The 19,973-nt window shown below is 69.5% G+C and carries 23 protein-coding genes and 4 tRNA genes; 17 read left to right on the plus strand and 10 right to left on the minus strand.

From position 1 onward, the window contains the following. Nucleotides 1–212: 212 nt before the first annotated feature. From OHA11_RS27835 to OHA11_RS27850, 4 genes are all read right to left on the minus strand, one after another. Nucleotides 213–1,985: an AAA family ATPase gene (locus OHA11_RS27835; protein ID WP_266500935.1), complete on the minus strand. Its 1,773-nt coding sequence runs from the start codon at nucleotides 1,983–1,985 to the stop codon at nucleotides 213–215. Next, nucleotides 1,982–2,362, minus strand: coding sequence for a hypothetical protein (locus OHA11_RS27840; protein ID WP_266500937.1), 381 nt, complete (start codon nucleotides 2,360–2,362; stop codon nucleotides 1,982–1,984). Before OHA11_RS27840 ends, OHA11_RS27835 begins: the two co-directional genes overlap by 4 nt. Further along, nucleotides 2,359–2,967, minus strand: a complete 609-nt coding sequence (locus OHA11_RS27845) for a hypothetical protein (RefSeq protein ID WP_266500939.1) — start codon at nucleotides 2,965–2,967, stop codon at nucleotides 2,359–2,361. Before OHA11_RS27845 ends, OHA11_RS27840 begins: the two co-directional genes overlap by 4 nt. Before the next feature lie 127 nt (nucleotides 2,968–3,094). Further along, entirely contained in the window at nucleotides 3,095–3,310 is a 216-nt protein-coding gene (locus OHA11_RS27850) for an AlpA family transcriptional regulator (protein ID WP_266500941.1), read from the minus strand. Nucleotides 3,311–3,479: 169 nt separating this feature from the next. Here OHA11_RS27850 and OHA11_RS27855 point away from each other — a divergent pair, with 169 nt between their 5' ends. Together OHA11_RS27855 and OHA11_RS27860 are read left to right on the plus strand one after the other, a co-directional pair. Then, a complete protein-coding gene (locus tag OHA11_RS27855) occupies nucleotides 3,480–4,142 on the plus strand; it encodes a helix-turn-helix domain-containing protein (RefSeq protein WP_266507508.1) in 663 nt (220 codons plus the stop codon). Further along, nucleotides 4,135–5,493: a site-specific integrase gene (locus OHA11_RS27860; protein WP_266500943.1), complete on the plus strand. Its 1,359-nt coding sequence runs from the start codon at nucleotides 4,135–4,137 to the stop codon at nucleotides 5,491–5,493. The genes OHA11_RS27855 and OHA11_RS27860 overlap by 8 nt, the downstream gene beginning before the upstream one ends. A gap of 19 nt (nucleotides 5,494–5,512) precedes the next feature. Here the strand turns inward: OHA11_RS27860 and OHA11_RS27865 are convergent, their stop codons facing one another. Then, nucleotides 5,513–6,001 (minus strand): YajQ family cyclic di-GMP-binding protein, encoded by a 489-nt coding sequence (locus tag OHA11_RS27865; protein ID WP_188337413.1) that lies wholly within the window; start codon nucleotides 5,999–6,001, stop codon nucleotides 5,513–5,515. Between the two features lie 201 nt (nucleotides 6,002–6,202). Between OHA11_RS27865 and OHA11_RS27870 the strand changes: the two genes are divergently transcribed. Then, nucleotides 6,203–6,284, plus strand: a tRNA-Tyr gene (locus OHA11_RS27870). A 240-nt stretch (nucleotides 6,285–6,524) separates the two neighbouring features. Next, nucleotides 6,525–6,737, plus strand: a complete 213-nt coding sequence (locus OHA11_RS27875; RefSeq protein ID WP_266500948.1) for a hypothetical protein — start codon at nucleotides 6,525–6,527, stop codon at nucleotides 6,735–6,737. Nucleotides 6,738–6,943: 206 nt separating this feature from the next. Here the strand turns inward: OHA11_RS27875 and OHA11_RS27880 are convergent, their stop codons facing one another. Next, complete coding sequence (locus tag OHA11_RS27880) at nucleotides 6,944–7,294, minus strand: nuclear transport factor 2 family protein (RefSeq protein ID WP_266500951.1); 351 nt, start codon at nucleotides 7,292–7,294, stop codon at nucleotides 6,944–6,946. A 64-nt stretch (nucleotides 7,295–7,358) separates the two neighbouring features. Beyond that, nucleotides 7,359–8,015 (minus strand): NAD(P)H-binding protein, encoded by a 657-nt coding sequence (locus OHA11_RS27885; protein ID WP_266500954.1) that lies wholly within the window; start codon nucleotides 8,013–8,015, stop codon nucleotides 7,359–7,361. A 107-nt stretch (nucleotides 8,016–8,122) separates the two neighbouring features. Between OHA11_RS27885 and OHA11_RS27890 the strand changes: the two genes are divergently transcribed. Continuing rightward, on the plus strand, nucleotides 8,123–9,214 hold the full coding sequence (locus tag OHA11_RS27890; protein WP_266500957.1) for a hypothetical protein: 1,092 nt from the start codon (nucleotides 8,123–8,125) through the stop codon (nucleotides 9,212–9,214). Nucleotides 9,215–9,442: 228 nt separating this feature from the next. On the opposite strand, the gene OHA11_RS27895 is transcribed toward OHA11_RS27890, so the two are convergent. After that, complete coding sequence (locus OHA11_RS27895) at nucleotides 9,443–10,591, minus strand: amidohydrolase family protein (RefSeq protein ID WP_266500959.1); 1,149 nt, start codon at nucleotides 10,589–10,591, stop codon at nucleotides 9,443–9,445. Nucleotides 10,592–10,604: 13 nt separating this feature from the next. Here OHA11_RS27895 and OHA11_RS27900 point away from each other — a divergent pair, with 13 nt between their 5' ends. The 11 genes from OHA11_RS27900 to OHA11_RS27950 all read left to right on the plus strand — a co-directional run bounded on the left by OHA11_RS27900 (nucleotide 10,605) and on the right by OHA11_RS27950 (nucleotide 17,258). Further along, nucleotides 10,605–10,760, plus strand: coding sequence for a hypothetical protein (locus OHA11_RS27900; RefSeq protein ID WP_266500961.1), 156 nt, complete (start codon nucleotides 10,605–10,607; stop codon nucleotides 10,758–10,760). A 204-nt stretch (nucleotides 10,761–10,964) separates the two neighbouring features. Further along, nucleotides 10,965–11,037 (plus strand) — tRNA-Thr (locus OHA11_RS27905). Nucleotides 11,038–11,083: 46 nt separating this feature from the next. Beyond that, a tRNA-Met gene (locus OHA11_RS27910) sits at nucleotides 11,084–11,156 on the plus strand. A 97-nt stretch (nucleotides 11,157–11,253) separates the two neighbouring features. Beyond that, complete coding sequence (rpmG, locus tag OHA11_RS27915) at nucleotides 11,254–11,418, plus strand: 50S ribosomal protein L33 (protein ID WP_003948671.1); 165 nt, start codon at nucleotides 11,254–11,256, stop codon at nucleotides 11,416–11,418. An 87-nt stretch (nucleotides 11,419–11,505) separates the two neighbouring features. Beyond that, nucleotides 11,506–11,958: a MaoC family dehydratase N-terminal domain-containing protein gene (locus tag OHA11_RS27920; RefSeq protein ID WP_266500963.1), complete on the plus strand. Its 453-nt coding sequence runs from the start codon at nucleotides 11,506–11,508 to the stop codon at nucleotides 11,956–11,958. A 4-nt stretch (nucleotides 11,959–11,962) separates the two neighbouring features. Beyond that, a complete protein-coding gene (locus OHA11_RS27925; protein WP_266500966.1) occupies nucleotides 11,963–12,391 on the plus strand; it encodes a MaoC family dehydratase in 429 nt (142 codons plus the stop codon). Nucleotides 12,392–12,559: 168 nt separating this feature from the next. After that, entirely contained in the window at nucleotides 12,560–13,129 is a 570-nt protein-coding gene (locus OHA11_RS27930) for a TetR/AcrR family transcriptional regulator (protein WP_266500967.1), read from the plus strand. Between the two features lie 93 nt (nucleotides 13,130–13,222). Next, entirely contained in the window at nucleotides 13,223–14,704 is a 1,482-nt protein-coding gene (locus OHA11_RS27935) for a DHA2 family efflux MFS transporter permease subunit (RefSeq protein ID WP_266500970.1), read from the plus strand. 127 nt (nucleotides 14,705–14,831) lie between these two features. Continuing rightward, complete coding sequence (locus OHA11_RS27940) at nucleotides 14,832–15,209, plus strand: DUF3291 domain-containing protein (protein ID WP_266500972.1); 378 nt, start codon at nucleotides 14,832–14,834, stop codon at nucleotides 15,207–15,209. Nucleotides 15,210–15,374: 165 nt separating this feature from the next. Further along, complete coding sequence (locus tag OHA11_RS27945; protein ID WP_266500974.1) at nucleotides 15,375–16,430, plus strand: UDP-N-acetylmuramate dehydrogenase; 1,056 nt, start codon at nucleotides 15,375–15,377, stop codon at nucleotides 16,428–16,430. Nucleotides 16,431–16,538: 108 nt separating this feature from the next. Next, on the plus strand, nucleotides 16,539–17,258 hold the full coding sequence (locus OHA11_RS27950; RefSeq protein ID WP_266500976.1) for a hypothetical protein: 720 nt from the start codon (nucleotides 16,539–16,541) through the stop codon (nucleotides 17,256–17,258). Here OHA11_RS27950 and OHA11_RS27955 read toward each other — a convergent pair. Together OHA11_RS27955 and OHA11_RS27960 are read right to left on the minus strand one after the other, a co-directional pair. Then, nucleotides 17,203–18,231: an adenosine deaminase gene (locus OHA11_RS27955; protein WP_266500978.1), complete on the minus strand. Its 1,029-nt coding sequence runs from the start codon at nucleotides 18,229–18,231 to the stop codon at nucleotides 17,203–17,205. The genes OHA11_RS27950 and OHA11_RS27955 overlap by 56 nt on opposite strands. Before the next feature lie 226 nt (nucleotides 18,232–18,457). Continuing rightward, on the minus strand, nucleotides 18,458–19,684 hold the full coding sequence (locus tag OHA11_RS27960; protein ID WP_266500981.1) for a pyridoxal phosphate-dependent aminotransferase: 1,227 nt from the start codon (nucleotides 19,682–19,684) through the stop codon (nucleotides 18,458–18,460). A 203-nt stretch (nucleotides 19,685–19,887) separates the two neighbouring features. Here OHA11_RS27960 and OHA11_RS27965 point away from each other — a divergent pair. Beyond that, nucleotides 19,888–19,960, plus strand: a tRNA-Trp gene (locus OHA11_RS27965). Nucleotides 19,961–19,973: the final 13 nt, after the last annotated feature.

Raw genomic sequence — 19,973 nt, forward strand, 5'->3', positions numbered from 1 at the left:
CCGGATGCGCCTCGGCTGTCTCAGGTCTGGTCCCATGTCCCACCCCTTAAGGGGGGTGGGACGGGACGGGAATGGGATTGCCGAGTGAGACTGGTTTGGGACCGTGGGAAAACTGCTGGTCAGACGGTCGGTTGGAGAGTGGGACCGATTGGGAATGCGCTGTGTTCCGGCTGCCTGCCGAGGAGGGGAATGGGAATGCCGCTTTCCGGGCTTCACGGGGCACTCCGGGTTCCAGGCAGGGCGTAGCGAGCGGCCTTTTCCGTGCCGATGTTGATCAGCGCCGCGCGCTTGGTGAGGGATGTCAAGGCCCGGTAGAGGCTGCTCTTCGCGAGGCCGGAGACTTCACCGATCTGCGCGGCGGTGGCGCTGGTGAAGGCGAATGCCTCGCGCATCGCGTCGAGAACGGCCTCTTCGGTGCGGTTGGTCTCCTGGATGCCGGGCGCGGTGCTGCGACTGGTGAGCACGACGGAGTGCCCGGTTGGCGTCATGCGCAGGAAGACCGTTTCGAAGTCCTCGACGTCCTTCTGTTTGTCGCTGTGGACCTCGACGAACTCGCCGTCTCGGGTGACCTTGATGACGCTGGTTGCCGCTCCCTCGAACGCTGAGGCGCCGCGCATGTCGAGGCCGTTCTTGCCTGCGTGGTGCACGAGCAGCACGCACGCCCCGGTGGCCTGACGGATCTGGTCCGCGGCGTCGACGACCTTGCTCATCTCGCCGTTGCTGTTCTCCTCGGCGCCGACCGTGACGCGGGCCTGGGTGTCGATGACCACCAGTGCGGGGTGCATCTCGGCGACGAGAGCGAGAAGGGCCTGCCGGTCGACTCCGTTGAGCAGCTGCACAGCGACAGGCAGGAAGGTGACGTTCTTCATCGGCTGACGGAACGCCTCCTCCCACGCGCGTACGCGCCTGCGGATGCCGGAGACGCCCTCGGCGACCAGGTAGAGCACGGGCCCTTGGCTGACCGGGCGGAGCTGCCAGGGGAGGCCGTTGGCGATGCATCCGGCCCAGTCGAGGGCGACGAACGACTTCCCCGAGCCGGGCTTGCCGTAGAGCCAAGCGAGAGAGTCCATGAACAGGACACCGTCGACGAGCGGTACGGGGTCGGGGATGCTGTCGAGGCTGTCGGAGTCGACGAGCGCGCGCCGGAGTTGGGCGAGGCGGGCCTGAGTGGGGTTGTCGCTGTCGTCAGGTTCCGCCGGCGCCTCGTCGAGAACGGCCAGGGGTTCCTCGCTGCTCTCGTCGTTCATCGGGACCAGCTCGTCGGAGCCGAGCCCTGCGGCGAGGTGGTCTGAGACGTCCTTGCCCCGGGCCGGTTGCGTGACGCGTACCGGGATGCCCGTACGGTGCAGGGATGCGGCGACCTGCGCGGCGTGACGGCGGCCGGGGTCGTCGCGGTCGGCAATGACGATGACCTCGGAGACGCCGCGGAGACTGAGGCTGTACTCATCGCGCCACTTCCCGGCGCCACCGATGTTGCATGTGGCAGTGACGCCAGCCTCGACGAGGTTGTCGGCGTCCTTCTCGCCCTCGACGACGAAGACGATTCCGCCGGTCGCCGCCTGCTGGATCACCTCGGGGAGCCGGTAGAGAACTCGGCGAATGCCGGACACCCCCGGGGCGCCGTCGGCGGCGAACTGACGGAATGTCTTGCGCTCCCCGCCGAAGCCCGGCTCCATGCGCCTTACGGTCAGCAGCACCTCGCCGTGCTCGTCGACGTACGGGTACTCGGCCACGACCTGCGGGCGGTCGCGCCGTTCGGCCGTCGGTTCGTCGAACAGGTCCTGCATGGTGAACCCGAGGGCGTCCACGATCTCCTCGGGGGCGCATCCGGCGTGGCAGTTGAGCACCACGCCGTTGCCGTCCCTGCGCTTGCCGATGGACAGGGACGGGGCCCGGTCCTCGTGGGCCGGGCACTGGGCTGAGCTTCCGCGTACGGCGCACCCGTGCTGCTGGAGTGCGTCCGTGACGCGGCTGAAGGCTGTCACTCGTGGAGCTCCATTGCGTGCTCGTGTGCGAAGAGGCTGATCGCTCTGGCGATGGCGTCGAGGCCGAAGACCAGCCCGTCGTCGACGTAGCCGCGCTCGCTGCGCTCGGCGGTGCCGGTCACGGTGATCTCGGCGCACAGGGCGAGAGATCTGCCGATCTCACGGGCGGAGGGGGCGTACATGACGTCGACGGGACCGCAGTCGAGGACGACGGACGCGCCGGGCGGGCACGGCCGGTAGCGCTCGCCAAGGAACCCTGCGTCGAGGAGGCCTTGGCGAGCGCTGAGGACGATGCGGTGCTGTGCGCGCACCACGGGCCCCCGCCCGGTCGCCGAGGCGACGAGACGGGGGCGGTGGGTGCCGTTGCGGCCGGTCACTCGCCGACCTCGGCGAGGGCCGCGCGCAGCTGCGGCAGCGTGTCGCTCATCCGCTGCCCGTACGGCAGGAGCACGAGGCGGGAGTCCCAGAACACGACCACCTCGGTCACCCAGTCCACGGGCTCGGGGGCCCGGCGGACCGTCAGGCCGTGCTTTTCCGTGAGGCGCTTGACTTTGGCCTCGGCGCGGCCACTCTCGACGGCGCCGAGGAACCAGGACGCGAACCCGGCCGGGTCGCCTGACTTCTTGATCTCCTCGGTGGCCAGGTCGATGAAGCGGTTCAGGTTCTCGTCGCCGTTCCTGCGGAGCGCCTCGAACTGGGCGACGGCGGCCGTGACGGTGGGGTTCTCGTCGGCGGCGTACTCCTCGATGACCTCGGCCACGTACTGGAGGGCGGTGTATGCGGCCTTCAGCTTCGGGTTGTTGCCCGCGAGGCGGGCCAGCCCAATCCCGGCGTCGATGAGCTGGTTGTTGATGGCCTGGAAGGTCAGAGGCCCCCGGACGTCGGCGGGCTCGGTGTGCTCGCGGGCCTGCTCGCCCACGAGGAACGGCACGCGGCCGGAAGGCGATGTGGCGTTCTTGGCGATGGTGGCTCTAGTCTTCAAGGGAAGCTCCTCGACGGCCGCGCATATGGGACAGGCATCCCGCGCGGCCGTTCGGCTGTTCAGGTGTGAATGGATGGGCTTCCGGCCCCCGGATCACAGGCGTTGGCGCGCCTGCTGGGGGCCGCTTTCATGCGGCGATCGTCTGGGCGTCGAGCCACTGCTCGACGTCGGACCAGCGGGCCCGGAGGTGGCGGCCGACCTTGATGAACTTCGGGCCGCTCCCGCGGCTGGACCACTGGTAGACGGTGCCGAGCGGGACATCGCAGTACTCGGCGATCTCCTGCGGGGTGGCGAGCTTGCGCCGCTGCTGGTCAGCGACCTGAGGCAGCTTGCTGCGAGACATTCGCGATCATCCTCGATTCCGCCACGTGCAGCGGCGAATCACGTCGTTCGTGGGGTGATCCCACGTACCGGATGCGCCAAGAGTGGCCTGCGCTGGAATGTGGTGTCAACCCACACGGGAAAATTCGTGTGTGTTGTCATCCCACGACAACTGTGGGAGCGTGAAGCGCATGGATCAGGAGCGTCGCGAAGAGCCGGTGCCGAGCGTCGGCAAGGTCGTAGGCGAGAACCTGCGTCGGCTGCGGAAGCGACGCAGATGGACGCAGGAAGCGTTGGCTACGCAGCTCGCGACCGTGGGGCTCAACTGGAAGCGAGCACAGATCGCAGACCTGGAGAGCGGGCGCCGAGAAACAGTCGACCTCGGCACTCTGGTCGTGCTCGCCTTCGTGTTCGGTGCACCCGTGCATTGGCTGCTCGAGGGGGAGAGCAACGTGCTTCTCACCCCCAGGGCCGACATGCCGGCGCATGGGGCGGTTATGTCGCGAGAGCAGCTACGCGCCGCCATCGCTGGCGAGGAGAACTACACGGTCACGATCGAAGGCAGTGACAGTGTGAAGGCCAAGTGGGATCACTGGCGTCACGAGGAACGCGAGATCCCCGTGAAGCTCGACAAGGAACTAGCTCGGCAGCTGGACGTCGATGTCGTGCGCATCGTTTCCGCGGCCGACGGGCTTTGGGGGCGCAGTCTCACTGAAGAGAGGGAGCGTCGAGTCGCGGAGCTTGGAGATCTACCGATCAGCGAGCGGCAGGCGCGGCAGGGTCACATCACCAGGGAGTTGAAGTCAGCCCTGACCAAGTGGGTGCTCGAAGGGGAGGAACCCGCAGATGAGTAGCGTCTACGACCGGTGGCACCTCTCACGCCCGAAGAAGGACGCCAAGCCCTGCGCCGAGCACTCCAGCAAGACGCGCACCCTCGTACCATCCGCCGACCACGGCAAGGGAAAGCGCTGGCAGGTCCGTTGGCGCGACGCGGCGGGGGAGCAGCAGAAGGAGAACTTCGCCAAGCGCAGCCAGGCCGACAACCGCGCGGACACGATCGGGGCCGATCTCGCGCGCGGCCTCTATGTCGACCCCGCGGCGGGCAAGGAGAGCTTCCGGGCGGTCGCCGAGCGCTGGCGCACCTCCGCCGTACATCGCGACGGGACCGCGTCCCGCGTCGAACGGGCCCTACGGCTGCACATCTACCCGACGTTCGCGGACCGACCGATCGTCACGATCCGCCCCTCCGAGGTCCAAGCCTGGGTCAAGGACCGGTCGCAGGTCCTCGCGCCGTCCACGCTGCGGGTGACGTTCGCTTACCTCGTGACCGTGATGCACACGGCCGTACGGGACCGCACGATCGCACTCAACCCGTGCGCCGGCATCAAGCTGCCGGAGGTCCGCCGCGTCGAGATCACGCCCCTGCACGCGGACGCGGTGCGCGCGCTGATCGAGACGGCCCCGCCTCGGTACCGGGCGATGATCCTGCTCGCTGCGGCGTCCGGCCTCCGCCAGGGCGAGGTCTTCGGCCTGGAAGTCGACTGCATCGACTTCCTGCGCCGCGAAGTGATGGTGCGGCAGCAGCTCATCACGCCGGACAAGGACACCGACGCCGACCAGGACGCGACGCCGGAGCCGTACCTCGGCGAGCCGAAGACGCACGAGAGCTACCGCACGGTGCCGCTGGCCACCTCGGCGGTCAACGCCCTTGCTGCGCACCTTCAGCAGCACCCGGCGATCACTGTGGACATCGAGGACCGTACGGACCCGCGGAAGCCGAAGCAGCGCCAGGCGCAGATGCTGTTCACCAGCGACCGCAGTGAGGTACTCCGGCGCGCCAACTGGTCGTACGTCTGGGGGCGCATGGAGGAGAGGGCGAACGAGGCCCTCGCCAAGTCCTACGCCGAGGCGTACGCGGCATGGGTTCAGCGGGGCCGGCCGGACGGGCAGGAGCCCGCTCCCGTTCGAGTGCCGGACGGGGCGAGCATGCACGACCTGCGCCACTTCTACGCCTCGGCGCTGATCAAGAACCGCGAGAGCGTGAAGACCGTTCAGCGGCGGCTCGGCCACTCGAAGCCGTCGATCACGCTCGACATCTACACCCACCTCTGGCCGGACGACGAGGACACGACGCGGGCGGCCGTTGAGGCGGTCCTCGGCGATGTGCCCGCGTTGTGCCCTCCGGTCGCAGCCATTTCGGATTAGTGCAGCTCAGAGCGTTCGGTTAGCGGTAGTTGACGAACTGCAACGCGAAGTCGAAGTCCTGGCCCTTCAGCAGCGCCTGCACGGCCTGCAGGTCGTCACGGCTCTTCGAGCTGACCCGCAGCTCGTCGCCCTGCACCTGCGCCTTCACGCCCTTCGGGCCCTCATCGCGAATGATCTTCGCCACTTTCTTCGCGTTCTCCTGGGAGATGCCTTCCTCGATCGAGGCGAAGATCTTGTACTCCTTGCCGGAGAGCTGGGGTTCACCAGCGTCCAGCGCCTTGAGCGAGATGCCCCGCTTGATCAGCTTGGACTGGAAGACGTCGAGGATGGCTTTGACCCGCTCCTCGGAGTTCGCCTCCATGAGGATCTTCTCGCCGGACCAGGAGATGGAGGCGCCGACGTTCTTGAAGTCGTAGCGCTGCGAGATTTCCTTGCCGGCCTGGTTGAGGGCGTTGTCGACCTCCTGCCGCTCGACCTTCGAGACGATGTCGAAACTGGAGTCGGCCATGTCCTGTGGCTCCTTGTATCGGGGTGCGTAGTGGCGGCCGTCGAGCACCTCATCGGTCCCTGGCCGCATCCGCATAAGCCTAGCCACCCGCTCCCCTCCGAGTGCCGATCAATCGGGTGGCGAAGCACCCCCGAGCATCGGGTATCGTTTACGTCGTTGCCACGGAGCGCCGCCGAAAGCGGTTCGCATGGTAACTACCCCGGCGGTGTGCCCGAGCGGCCAAAGGGAGCAGACTGTAAATCTGCCGGCTCAGCCTTCCCAGGTTCGAATCCTGGCGCCGCCACGCTGAGAGAAACCTCCTCCTGAAATGCGTACTCGCAGGTCAGGAGGGGGTTTCTTCGTGTCTGGGGGATGTGTCCTCACGAGCGAGCGCAAGCCTTGGCCGTCGCCGTCGCCGTCGCCGTCGCCGTCGCCGTCGTGAGGAGTGTGGACGGTGTGTGGACCCCTGGCTTCCAAGGAGTCGTGGAGCCTCCCGCGTCAAGGCCTCCCCAGCCCCGCGCCGCTTCCTCCGTACCCTGAGTTCATGTCCTCACGTCGTAGGAGATGCCCCGAGTGCCGTCGCGAGATTGCCGTCGTCGCGGGGCGGTTTGCCCGGCACGATCCGCCGGGGGCGCGGCAGAGCGGGGAACTCGTGTCGTGCCCCGGGTCGCGCAGGCAGGCGGAACTGGGCGCGGCGCAGCCCGCGCTGGACGGGTACGTCGTCGCGGACTTCCCCGGCCAGTTGCCGCTCTTCTGACCCCGGCTGCTCCCGGCTGACCCCGGCTGCTCCCGGCTGCTCCCGGCTGCTCCTGGCTGGCCCCGCTGATCTCGCCGATCCCGACTGACCCCGACTCCGCTGTCCCCGGCTGCCACCGCAGCCCCGCAGACTGCCGCCCCCTCCGTTGATTCCTGGATTCCTGCGTCCCGCCCCAGCGGTTCAGGGCTGCCGTACGTCCATCCGGCTCACCAGTCCGTCCGCTCCGAAGGCGTACACGTGCTCGACCTGCTCTTCGCCCAGTGCTGCTCGCCCGTGGCGTCCCGAAGCCCAGGTCGCACCAGGGCGACCACGCGCCGCCCGTCTTCGTCGAGGCGCAGACCCTCCAGCCGTACGAGGGGGTGCGCGGCCGCGAACTGGGCTGCCCAGTAGGCGCGTACCGCCTCGTGGCCGTGCAGGCGGACCCCGTCGGCCACATTCGGCCAGTCCACGTCGGGCGCCAGGCAGTGGGGGATGAACGCGTCGCGTTCGGCGGTGCTGAAGACGTCGTACATCTTCCGCAGCAGCGCCTCCTGAGCGGCGGACACCTCAACGGGCACGGAAACTCCCCCTCTCGGAAGGCGGGGGCGGCCCCTCGCCGCCCCCGCCCGCGTGCAACCTCGGTCAGTTCCCTGCCACCGACTTCACCGCCACGGACACCGGCGCCGATCCGCTGATCAGCTCCAAGGTCAGCCCGGCCGTCGCCGAAGTGTCCACCAGTTCCGCGAGGACCGCGGCGACGTCGTCGCGGGGGATGGGCCCGCGCCCCGTGGCGGCCTCCAGGCGTACGAGACCGGTGCCGGCGTCGTTCGTCAGCACCCCGGGACGCAGGATCGTCCAGTCCAGGCCCCGGTGAGCGCGTACGTACGCGTCGGCCTCGCCCTTGGCGCGCAGATACGCGTCGAAGATGTCGCCTCCGGGGTGCTCCGGATCCGCCCCCATCGACGACACCACCACATGCCGCCGAACCCCGGCCCGGGCGGCAGCGTCCGCGAAGAGCACTGCGGCGCCCCGGTCCACGGTGTTCTTGCGGTCCACCCCGCTGCCCGGGCCGGCGCCCGCCGCGAAGACGGCGGCGTCCGCGCCCCGTATATGCGCGGCGACCTCCTCCACCGAAGCCGACTCCAGATCGCACAGCACCGGCTCGGCGCCGGCCGCCCGCAGATCGTCGCCCTGTTCGGCGTGGCGGATGATCCCCGCTACCTCGTCACCGCGCGCGGAGAGCAGCCGCTCCAGCCGCAGCGCGATCTGACCATGACCTCCAGCGATGACAATGCGCATGTTTCCGACCGTACGCCCGGACGACCCCACTCGCCGCACAACCCTGTGGATAACTCGTGGGTCTCATGAACGATCACTGTGTACGAGGGGGGACGCCGCGCGGCGTCATGAAGGAGACCGTCATCACCACCACACGCGAGAGCCTCGCGATACGCATGAGCTCGGCCACACGCAACCGCCCGGCCATGCGCAAGGCCCTCACCGCGGCAGCCTGCACCACGGCTCTGCTCGCCGGCGTGGCCGCCTGCGGAACGGTCGAGAACCTCACCGCCGGTCAGAAGGTCGACCGCGCCTTCGAGGGTCTCGGCGAAAAGAAGTCGCTGGCCTTCGAGTTGGGGCTCGACGCCAAGCCCTCAGCGCTCACGAAGCTGGCCGGGGAGGCGGAGCCCGGCGAGGAGTTGCCGCCCGAGCTCGCGGAACTCTTCACCGGGGTGCGGGTCAAGGTGTCCGTCGAGTCGAGGAAACCGCTCGCCGACTCGGGTGAGAAGGATCTCGTCGGTACGGGGGTGACGATCTCGGGGCCCGACGGCGTACTGGCCGAATACCGCCTCGTCGGCGACTACACGTACTACCGCGCCGACATGAAGGCGCTCGGTGAGGCGATGGGCTTCCCGCTCCCGACGGCCGAGGAACTCCCCGAGAGCGAGAAGGACCTCAAGAAGGTCCTGGAGGGCGAGTGGGTCAAGGTCGACAACAGTGACCTCGATCGTGCCGCCAAGGATGCCCCGGGCTCCGAGAAGGGCGAGATCGACACCAAGACCCAGCAGAAGCTCCTCGATGCCGTGCGCGGAGTCGTCGCCCGCGAGGTCACCTTCAGCGACAAGGGAGGCAGCGACGGCGTCGAACGGATCGTCGCCAAGGCCTCGTTCCGCGATCTGCTCATCGGTGTCCTCGACAAGCTCCGGCCGCTGGCCGACGACCTGCCGGCGGGCACCGAACTGCCCACCGACGAGGACCTGAAGGACGCTCCGGACAAGAAGATCGCCGTCAACTTCTCCCTGAAGAACGGCGACTTGACCCGCGTCTCCGTAGACCTCGCTGCCCTCGCCGACGACCCGAAGGGCGCCCGGCTTCCGCTGGTCGTCACGTTCGGCGAGGCGGGCGACGTCAGCGCCCCGTCCGGTGCCACCGAGGTGCCCGCGGACGGGTTCGGGGGTCCGGGCAACCCGTTCGCCGGGGGCATGCTGGGCGGCTTCTGACGGCCGGTCCGGACCCCACGGCCACAGGTAGCTCGACGACGGGTAACCCGATGGCTACGTGTATCCCGATGGCTACGAGTTACCCGGCGGCCGCGGGTGGGCCGACTTCGAAAGCACCGGCACGCGCGCGTGGAGCCCAAACGGACCTCCACGCGCGCGTGCCCACGCCAACAGCCCCCCGACTCGCAACACCTCAAGCTCCACGCCACCCCCCCGTCACCCCAACCCTCACGACGGTTCCCCCGCGCGCCCCGTCCGCCCCTGCCGAGGCAGATCCAACGCCACGGCCACAGCCGAGTTGCAGTACTCCCGCACCGCACTCGTCCGCGCCACCACCCGCCCCCGATGCACCACGATCCGGCTGTATGCCAGAGACAACGCCGCGTCCAGCCGGTCCCCGCGCACCGCGAGCAGCTCCGCGGGAAATCCGGCCTCCACCCGCACCTCGGGCAGCCCTAGCGCCGCCCGCGCCGACGAACTCACCGCTTCGTAGGCGTTCCCGGCCCGCAGCCCGTACCGCGAGGCCAGCAGATACGCCGCTTCCAGCGGGTCCCCGCGCCCCACGGGGTTCGATACGTCCCTGAGGGCGCCGCTCCCGGCCGCGACGCGTACCCCGGCCGCCCGCAGCAGCCGTACCGGAGCCGTCCCGCGCCGGTCCACGCCCGAGCAGCCGCCCTGGGGCAGGCAGACCACGCTCACGCCGGCCGCGGCGAGCTGGTCCGCCGCCCGCGAGGCCACCTCCGTGGGCAGCCGCCCGAGCCCGCCGCACGGGCCGAGTGTCACCCCGGGCCGCAGTCCGCCGGCCATCGCCGCGAGCCGTGCCAGCCGGGCCGGGTCGTCACCGTCCGTGTGCAGATCGACCGGGCAGCCGTGCTCCGAGGCGACCTCCAGGACCGCCTCCACATATCCCGTCGGGTCGGGGTCCAGATCTGGACAACCGCCCACTACGGAGGCACCCATTTTCACCGCGTCCCGCAGTATCGCCAGCCCGTCCGCCCCGGCGAGCCCGGTCAGCACCCGCGGCATCGCCACCACCGTCAACTCGGCCAGCCCCCGCAGCGCGCGCCGCGCCTGGAGCACCGCGGCCATCGAGCCCAGCCCCTGTACGTCGCCCACGCGCACGTGCGAGCGCAGCGCGGTCGCCCCGTGCCCGAGTTGGAGCAGCGCGGCCTCGGTCGTACGGCGCTGGACGTCCTGTGCCTCGTACGACACCGGTCCGTCGCCGTCGGCCGACAGGGCCGTGTCACCGTGCGCATGGGGCTCGGCGGGGGCCGGCAGGAGCAGATAGCCGACGAGGTCCACGCGCGTGGTGTGCGCGGTGAGGCTGCCGGCCGTCCCGACCGCCTCGATGCGCCCGCCGCCCAGCCTTACGTCCACGGTCCGGCCGTCGGTGAGCCGCGCACCGCAGAGCAGCAGGTCGGAGCCGTCGCTCCGGCCGGACGAGCCCGAGGGGTTCGACGAGGCCGAAGAGGACGAGGACGAGTGGGGCGGCTGCGGCTGGCTGTCGGGCATCGCGCTCCTGGGGCTCGGCGGCGGCTGCGAATGAGGGACACAAGATCACGCAGCGTGAGTCGAGCCTAGGGTGGCGACCGGCGCCCATCGAGGAGGAGCGGAATAGTCGTACCGGTGTGGTCCGTCGTGCGGAAGGGGCGCGTGAAACGCCCTGCGAACGCCCGGGAACGGGCCGGGGCAGGTGCCGCGAAACGGATTTGGGCGATCGGTGGCCGAGCGTGTAATGTCTTCATCGCTCGCCCCAATAGCTCAGTCGGTAGAGCGTCTCCATGGTAAGGAGAAGGTCTACGGTTCGATTCCGTATTGGGGCTCTGGTGTGGAAGGTTCCCGTCGCAAGACGGGGACCGATCACATCACAGCGGTGTAGCTCAGTCGGTAGAGCAAGCGGCTCATAATCGCTGTGTCACCGGTTCAAGTCCGGTCACCGCTACTGACAGTAGCCGATTGTGGGGTCGGTCCTTCGATCGGCTACTCTTCTATGCGTTATAAGCGTTAATCGTCCCATCCGTTCGTCAAGGAGCACTCCTGTGGCTGCCACCGACGTCCGCCCGAAGATCACGCTGGCCTGCGTGGAGTGCAAGGAGCGGAACTACATCACCAAGAAGAACCGGCGTAACAACCCGGACCGACTGGAGATGAAGAAGCACTGCCCGCGTTGCAATGCGCACACCGCGCACCGCGAAACGCGATAATTCAGGCTCGTACACGAGGCCGTCCCCTGAAGCTGGGGGGCGGCCTCGCGTCGTTACAGCAGCTGCGAACCAGGAGGTGCCGGGCCCATGGCGCTCGACCAGTCCTTCGTAGGGCGGACCTATCCGCCCACCGACCCCTATGAGGTCGGCCGCGAGAAGATCCGCGAGTTCGCGGAGGCGGTGGGCGACACCAACCCCGCGTACACGGACCCCGAGGCCGCCAAGGCCCTCGGCTACGCCGATGTGATCGCCCCGCCGACCTTTGTGTTCACCCTCACCTTCAAGGCCGCGGGGCAGGTCGTCCAGGACCCCCAACTGGGGCTCGACTACAGCCGGGTGGTGCACGGCGACCAGAAGTTCGTCCACCGCCGCCCGGTGCGCGCGGGCGACCGGCTCACGGTCACCTCCACCATCGAGACGATCAAGTCGCTGGCGGGCAACGACATCCTGGACATCCGCGGCGAGGTCCACGACGAGACGGGCGAGCACGTGGTGACCGCCTGGACCAAGCTCGTGGCCCGCGCGGCCGAGGAGGCGTGAACAGATGACGGCCAAGATCTCGTACGACGACGTCGAGGTCGGCACCGAACTGCCGGCCCAGACCTTCGGCGTGACCCGCGCGACGCTCGTGAAGTACGCGGGCGCGTCCGGGGACTTCAACCCGATCCACTGGAACGAGAAGTTCGCCAAGGAGGTCGGCCTCCCGGACGTCATCGCGCACGGCATGTTCACCATGGCCGAGGCGATCCGGGTCGTCACCGACTGGGCCGGCGACCCGGGCGCGGTCGTCGAGTACGGCGTCCGCTTCACCAAGCCCGTCATCGTCCCGAACGACGACCAGGGCGCCACGGTCGAGGTCAGCGGCAAGGTCGCCGCCAAGCTCGACGACAACGCCGTCCGCATCGACCTCCTCGCGATGAGCGCGGGCAAGAAGGTGCTGGGCATGTCCCGGGCGGTCGTGCGCCTGGCCTGACGGGGTCGGTAGGCGTGTAGGCAGCATGAGCGTAGGTAAGGGGCGTCCGCCATTGCGGGTGCCCCTTACTGACTCGCGGCCCGCGTCTCGATCCGCCTTCCTCTCGCTCGCCTCTCAGTCAGGCCCACCCCCTTGACTCAGTTAGTGATTGAGTACTAACTTGTTTGTATGGTCAGGATGAGCGCAGAAGAGAGGCGCGAGAGCGTCATTCGTGCGGCGATTAGCGAGTTCGCCCGGGGTGGCTACTACGGCACGTCGACCGAGGCGATCGCCAAGCGCGTGGGTGTCTCGCAGCCGTACCTCTTCCGGCTCTTCCCGAGCAAGAAGGCGATCTTCCTCGCGGCTGCCGAGCGGTGCCTGGAGGAGACCCAGCGCACCTTCGAGGCCGCCTCCGAGGGGCTGGAGGGCGAAGAGGCGATGAGCTCCATGGCGAACGTGTACGTCAAGGTCATCGCCGAAGAGCCTGAGCGGCTGCTGATGCAGATGCAGATGTACGTCGCGGTGGCGGCCGCCGAGGAGGCGGGCGACCATGAGCTCGGCGAAGCGGTACGGGCGGGCTGGATGCGCCTGTGGGACACCGTCCACCTGCCGCTCGGTGCCGATGTCGAGGAGACCACGACGTTCATGGCGACCGGGATGCTCATCAACTGCCTGGTGGCCATGGGATTTCCGCCCGAGCACCGGGTCTGGGAGGGGCTCTACCCGTCGGCCGGGGTCGAGGGTCGGCTCGAACACTGAATCAAGGGTGGCGATGACTGCCGCCTTTTCATGCCCATGAAAGTTAGTCAGTAATAACTAATCAAACTGAGCGATCACCCGTAGGGGGAAGCGATGTCACAGCAGACCGAACGTCCCGGGGGAACCGTCTGGGCCCTCGTCATCACCAGCGTCGCCGGGTTCATGGCGGCGCTCGACAACCTCGTCGTCACCACCGCGCTGCCCTCGATCCGCGAGGACCTCGGGGGAGCGCTCCACGATCTGGAATGGACCGTGAGCGCGTACACGCTCACCTTCGCCGTGCTGCTGATGTTCGGTGCGGCCCTGGGGGACCGGTTCGGCCGTCGCCGGCTCTTCCTCGTCGGCATCACCGTGTTCACCGGGGCATCCGCCGCCGCGGCCATGGCGCCCGGCATCGACTCGCTGATCGCCGCCCGCGCGGTCCAGGGCGTCGGCGCGGCCATCATGATGCCGCTGACGCTGACCCTGCTCACCGCCGCCGTTCCGGCCGCCAAGCGCGGGATGGCGTACGGGATCTGGGGTGCCGTCCACGGTCTCGCGGTCGCCTCGGGGCCGCTCATCGGCGGCAGCCTCACCGAACACATCTCCTGGCAGTGGATCTTCTGGCTGAACGTTCCGCTGGGCGTGGCCCTCCTGCCGCTCGCCCGGCTGCGTCTCTCGGAGTCGTACGGCTCGGGCGCCCCGCTCGACATCCGCGGCACCCTGCTGGCCAGTGGGGGCCTCTTCGGGATCGTGTACGGGCTGGTCCGGGCGCCCGTCGTCGGCTGGACCGACGCGATCGTCCTCCTGGGGCTGTTCGCCGGTACGGCTCTGCTCGTCGGCTTCGTGCTCCACGGCATCAGTGCCAAGAACCCGATGCTGCCGATGCGGCTCTTCCGCAGCCGGGCCTTCGCCGGGATCAACGCGGCCAGCCTGCTGATGTTCCTCGGGATGTTCGGCTCGATCTTCCTGCTCAGTCAGTACATGCAGGGTGTCCTCGGCTACTCGCCCACGGAGGCCGGGCTGCGGCTGCTGCCCTGGACAGGGACGCCGATGCTCATCGCGCCCGTCGCCGGAATCCTGTCCGACCGGACAGGCGGCCGCCCGGTCGTCGCCGCGGGCCTGTTCCTGCAGGCCGTCGGGCTCGGCTGGTTCGCCGCCGTGACCGCGCCCGACACGTCGTACGCCGCACAGCTCCCCGCCCTGATCATCAGCGGTCTGGGCATGTCCCTCTTCTTCGCCCCCGCCTCCAACCTGGTCATGTCCAGCGTCCGGCCGCAGGAGCAGGGCATCGCGTCCGGCGCCAACAACGCGCTGCGCGAGGTCGGCGGTGCCCTCGGCGTCGCGGTGATGGCCTCGATCTTCTCCGCCCAGGGCGGCTACCAGAGTGCGCAGACCTTCGTGGACGGCATCCAGCCGGCGCTCTGGGCGGGCTCCGGTGCCGTGGGTGTGGCGGGTGTCGCGGCCCTGCTCATCCCGACGCGTCGCCGTACGGCGGAGGCGGGCGCGGACGTGGACGTGGACGTGGACGTGGAGGCGGGGGAGGGGAGCACGGACACCGCGCCCGCGCGGGTGCTGGAGAAGGCCTCTCGCTGAGGACCTCTCGCCGAACCGGGTCCGGAATCCAAACGCTCGGGCCGCATCCGGTTCGCCTACGACTCGCATTCAGTCCGGAAGCCAAACCCACAAGAGTTCGGAAACCAAACCCGAAAGGACTCCGCTCATGCCCACCCTCCCCTGGACCGTGCCGAACAAGCCGCCGCAGGACGCCGAGGTGCACGTCTTCGCCTCCCGCTTCGAGACCCGCACCCTCTGGGGAGCACTGAAGTTCTTCGCCAGGACGCCGGCCGTCTGGCGGCAGGTGAGCAAGGCCCCCGGAGCGTACGGCGCCACACTCAAGGCGGCCCCGCTGCGGCGGACCTTCTGGACCCTGTCCGCCTGGGAGTCGCCCGCGGCGCTCAAGAACTTCGCCCGCTCCGGCACGCACGCGCCGGCCGCCCGGGGCCTCGGCCCCCAGATGCGGGACGCGAAGTTCGTCTCGTGGACGGTCACCGCGGACGACCTCCCGCTCGACTGGTCGGAGGCGCTCCGCCGCCTGTGACCGAGCCACCCCTCGAACAGACCGAGCACTCCCGCGAACAAGCCGAGCACTCCCGCGAACGACCGTCCGGCCCACGGGCAACCGCCCGATCCGCGAGCAACCGTCCGACCCCGCCGAGAACGGCCCCGCCCAGACCGGCGGGGCCGTTCTCGTACCCTGGTGCACGTGCTGGAACTCCACGACGCCCCGCTCGCCCCGCTGACCACCTTCCGGCTCGGCGGCCCCGCCGCGCGGCTGATCACCGCGACGACCGACGCCGAGGTGATCGCCGCCGTCCGCGAGGCCGACGACTCCGGCACGCCGCTGCTGCTGATCGGCGGCGGATCCAACCTGGTCATCGGCGACAAGGGCTTCGCGGGCACCGCCCTGCGCATCGCCACCCGCGGCTTCGCCCTCGACGGTACGAAGCTGGAGCTGGCCGCCGGCGAGGTGTGGACCGACGCCGTCGCCCGCACCGTCGAGGCCGGCCTCGCGGGCATCGAGTGCCTCGCCGGAATCCCGGGCTCCGCGGGCGCGACACCCATCCAGAACGTGGGCGCGTACGGCCAGGAGGTGTCGTCGACGATCACCGAAGTGATCGCCTACGACCGGAGGACCCACGAGACAGTCACCGTCCCGAACACCAAGTGCGCCTTCTCGTACCGCCACAGCCGCTTCAAGGCCGACCCCGAGCGCTTCGTCGTGCTGCGCGTCCGCTTCGAGCTGGAGGACGCCTCCGGGCTGTCCGCGCCGGTCAAGTACGCCGAGACGGCCCGCGTCCTCGGTGTCGAACCCGGCGACCGCGTGCCGCTGGACAAGGCCCGAGAGACCGTCCTGAAGCTGCGCTCCGGCAAGGGCATGGTGCTCGACCCGGAGGACCACGACACCTGGTCGGCCGGCTCGTTCTTCACCAACCCGATCCTCACCGACGAGGAGTTCGCCGCGTTCCACGCGCGCGTGGCCGAGCGTCTCGGCGACGGCGTCACCCCGCCCGCGTACCCGGCGGACGACGGGCACACCAAGACCTCCGCGGCCTGGCTGATCGACAAGTCCGGCTTCACCAAGGGCTACGGCACCGGCCCCGCCCGCATCTCCACCAAGCACACCCTGGCCCTCACCAACCGCGGTGAGGCGACCACCGAGGACCTCCTCGCGCTCGCCCGCGAGGTCGTCGCCGGCGTCCACGCCGCCTTCGGGATCACGCTCGTCAACGAACCGGTGACGGTGGGCGTCAGCCTCTGAGGCTGCCCCAGGAACTGCCCCTGGAGCCGCCCCTGGGCGCGGCGGCGGGATATTTCGTTTGCCGGTCGCCAGGCCCGGCGGTCACCCTGGGTCCATGAGGCAACTCCTGTGCGGCTGAAGGTCGGTGAGTTCCGGCCGAGCGCCGGCCGGTACGCGTTCCGCGTGGTCCAGCCGCGCCCCGCACTACGCCACACCACACTCAGCGACCCCTTGCGGGGCTGGGGCTACCTGGTCGGCGACCACGACGGACTGGCCCGCCTCGCCGCGCTGTTCTCGTTCGCCGCGTACTCCCCGCACACGGTCGTCCACGTCCCGCTGCGCGACAGCGTCCCCAGGACGTACGCGCCCGGAGTGCCGGTCGACCTCGTCCTCGCCCACCGGGCACTGGGCCTGCGGCCCTCCGCGTGGCCGTCGCTGCGCCGCGGCCTGACCCGGGGCACGCCGGGCACCGTCCGCACCGACGAACGGCGTACCGCGGACCACGCCGCGGCCTGGCAGGCGCGCTGGGAACAGCGCTGGGACCGCCTCGAACCGGTCGACCGGATCCGCCCCGCCGTCCACGCCCGGACGCTGTTCCTCTTCGGCGCCCGGGACACCTTCGCCTCGGCGTCCGTCCAGCTGGAGGCCGCGGCCGGCTTCGGCCCGCGCCAGAAGAGGGCCGCAGAGGGACACGACGTGCTGGTCACCTCGCTCACGCTGCACATGCCTCTGAGCGCCGGACGCCATACGGAACTGGACATCGGCTTCCAGGCGTACCCGCCCTACGGCCACTTCAGGCCACCGGGGCGGTCAGCCAGTCGTCGATCCCGGACAGCAGCTTCTTCCTGATGTCCTCCGGGGCCGCCGAACCCCGTACCGACTGCCGTGCCAGCTCGGCCAGTTCGGCGTCCGTGAAGGCGTGATGGCGGCGCGCGATGTCGTACTGGGCGGCCAGCCGCGAGCCGAACAGCAGTGGGTCGTCCGCGCCCAGCGCCATCGGGACCCCCGCCTCGAAAAGCGTGCGCAAGGGGATGTCCTCCGGTTTTTCGTATACCCCGAGGGCGACGTTCGAGGCCGGGCAGACCTCACAGGTGATGCCCCGGTCCGCGAGCCGCTTCAGGAGCCGCGGGTCCTCGGCCGCCCGCACCCCGTGCCCGATCCGCGAGGCGTGCAGATCGTCCAGACAGTCGCGTACGGACGCCGGACCCGTCAGTTCGCCGCCGTGCGGCGCCGCCAGCAGCCCGCCCTCACGGGCGATGGCGAAGGCCCGGTCGAAGTCCCGCGCCATACCGCGTCGCTCGTCGTTGGAGAGCCCGAAGCCGACGATGCCCCGGTCCGCGTACCGCACGGCCAGCCGGGCCAGCGTGCGGGCGTCCAGCGGATGCTTCATCCGGTTCGCGGCCACCAGGACCCGCATCCCGAGCCCGGTCGCGCGCACGGCCGAGTCCACGGCGTCCAGGATGATTTCCAGCGCCGGGATCAGCCCGCCGAGCCGGGGTGCGTACGAGGTCGGGTCGACCTGGATCTCCAGCCACCCGGAGCCGTCCTTGAGGTCCTCCTCCGCGGCCTCTCGCACCAGCCGCTGAATGTCCTCGGGATCTCTGAGGCACGACCGCGCCGCGTCGTACAGCCGCTGGAAGCGGAACCAGCCCCGCTCGTCGGTGGCCCGCAGTTTCGGCGGTTCGCCGCTGGTCAGGGCGTCGGGCAGGTGGATGCCGTGCCTGTCGGCCAGTTCCAGCAGGGTGGTGATCCGCATAGACCCCGTGAAGTGCAGGTGCAGATGGGCTTTGGGTAGCCCCCGGACGTCTCGTACCGTCTCCATCAACTCTCCGTATGCGCTAGGCTCCGCTCCGTACCGAAAGGTGCCGGACAGGGCTTGTCCGCCGCTGGGCCGTCGGCCGAGCGGGAAGCCCCGCAGGGGCGGAGTCACTCCAGGATCCTGCCGTAGAGATCCTGTTCCAGGCAGCCGAGTTCACCGAACGGGCGCGTGCCTGAACGCACAAGCGGGCCCCCGGCTCGACCGGAGGCCCGCTTGTGCGCCGTACATGTCAGTCCGTGGCCTCCGCCAGCAGCTTCTGGATCCGTGAGACGCCCTCGACGAGGTCCTCGTCACCCAGCGCGTACGAGAGCCGCAGGTAGCCCGGCGTGCCGAAGGCCTCGCCCGGGACGACCGCGACCTCGGCTTCCTCCAGGATCAGCGCGGCCAGCTCGACGGAGTCCTGCGGGCGCTTGCCGCGGATCTCCTTGCCGATGAGGGCCTTCACCGAGGGGTACGCGTAGAAGGCGCCCTCGGGCTCCGGGCAGAGCACGCCGTCGATCTCGTTGAGCATCCGCACGATGGTCTTGCGGCGGCGGTCGAAGGCCTCGCGCATCTCGGCGACGGCCGTCAGGTCGCCCGAGACGGCGGCGATCGCGGCGACCTGGGCGACGTTCGACACGTTCGACGTGGCGTGCGACTGGAGGTTCGTCGCGGCCTTCACCACGTCCTTAGGGCCGATGATCCACCCGACCCGCCAGCCGGTCATCGCGTACGTCTTCGCGACGCCGTTGACCACGATGCACTTGTCGCGCAGCTCCGGCAGGACCGCCGGAAGCGAGGTGAACTTCGCGTCCCCATAGACCAGGTGTTCGTAGATCTCGTCCGTCAGCACCCACAGACCGTGTTCGACGGCCCAGCGGCCGATCGCCTCGGTGTCCTCGGCGCTGTAGACCGCACCCGTCGGGTTGGACGGCGACACGAAGAGGACGACCTTCGTCTTCTCCGTACGGGCCGCCTCCAGCTGCTCGACCGAGACGCGGTAGCCGGTGGTCTCGTCCGCGACGACCTCGACCGGGACACCGCCGGCGAGACGGATCGACTCCGGGTACGTCGTCCAGTACGGCGCCGGGACGATGACCTCGTCACCCGGGTCGAGGATCGCGGCGAACGCCTCGTAGATGGCCTGCTTGCCGCCGTTGGTCACCAGGACCTGGGAGACGTCAACCTCGTAGTCGGAATCGCGCAGCGTCTTGGCGACGATCGCCGCCTTCAGCTCGGGAAGACCGCCGGCCGGCGTGTAGCGGTGGTACTTCGGGTTCTTGCAGGCCTCGATGGCGGCCTCGACGATGTAGCCCGGGGTCGGGAAGTCGGGCTCACCGGCGCCGAAGCCGATCACCGGACGTCCTGCGGCCTTCAGGGCCTTGGCCTTGGCGTCCACGGCGAGAGTGGCGGACTCGGAGATCGCACCGACCCGGGCGGAGACCCGGCGCTCGGTGGGAGGGGTTGCAGCGCTCATGGGCCCATCGTTCCAGACCCGAAACCTCCCCGGCACACCGGTTTCACAGAGTGAGCGGTGGCCGACAAAGTCCTTACGGACACTTTCTGTTCGACGACCGGCCGCCGACCACGTACACTCTCACCTCGTTGGCCATCACCGGCCGCGCCCACCCGGCGCACACCGAGCACCCGGGCGGATGCGGTACGTTGTTGGGGAAACAAAGGGTCGTAGCTCAATTGGTAGAGCACTGGTCTCCAAAACCAGCGGTTGGGGGTTCAAGTCCCTCCGGCCCTGCTACACACTCCTT

It is taken from the genome of Streptomyces sp. NBC_00878 (genome assembly GCF_026341515.1).
Classification (GTDB): Bacteria; Actinomycetota; Actinomycetes; order Streptomycetales; family Streptomycetaceae; genus Streptomyces.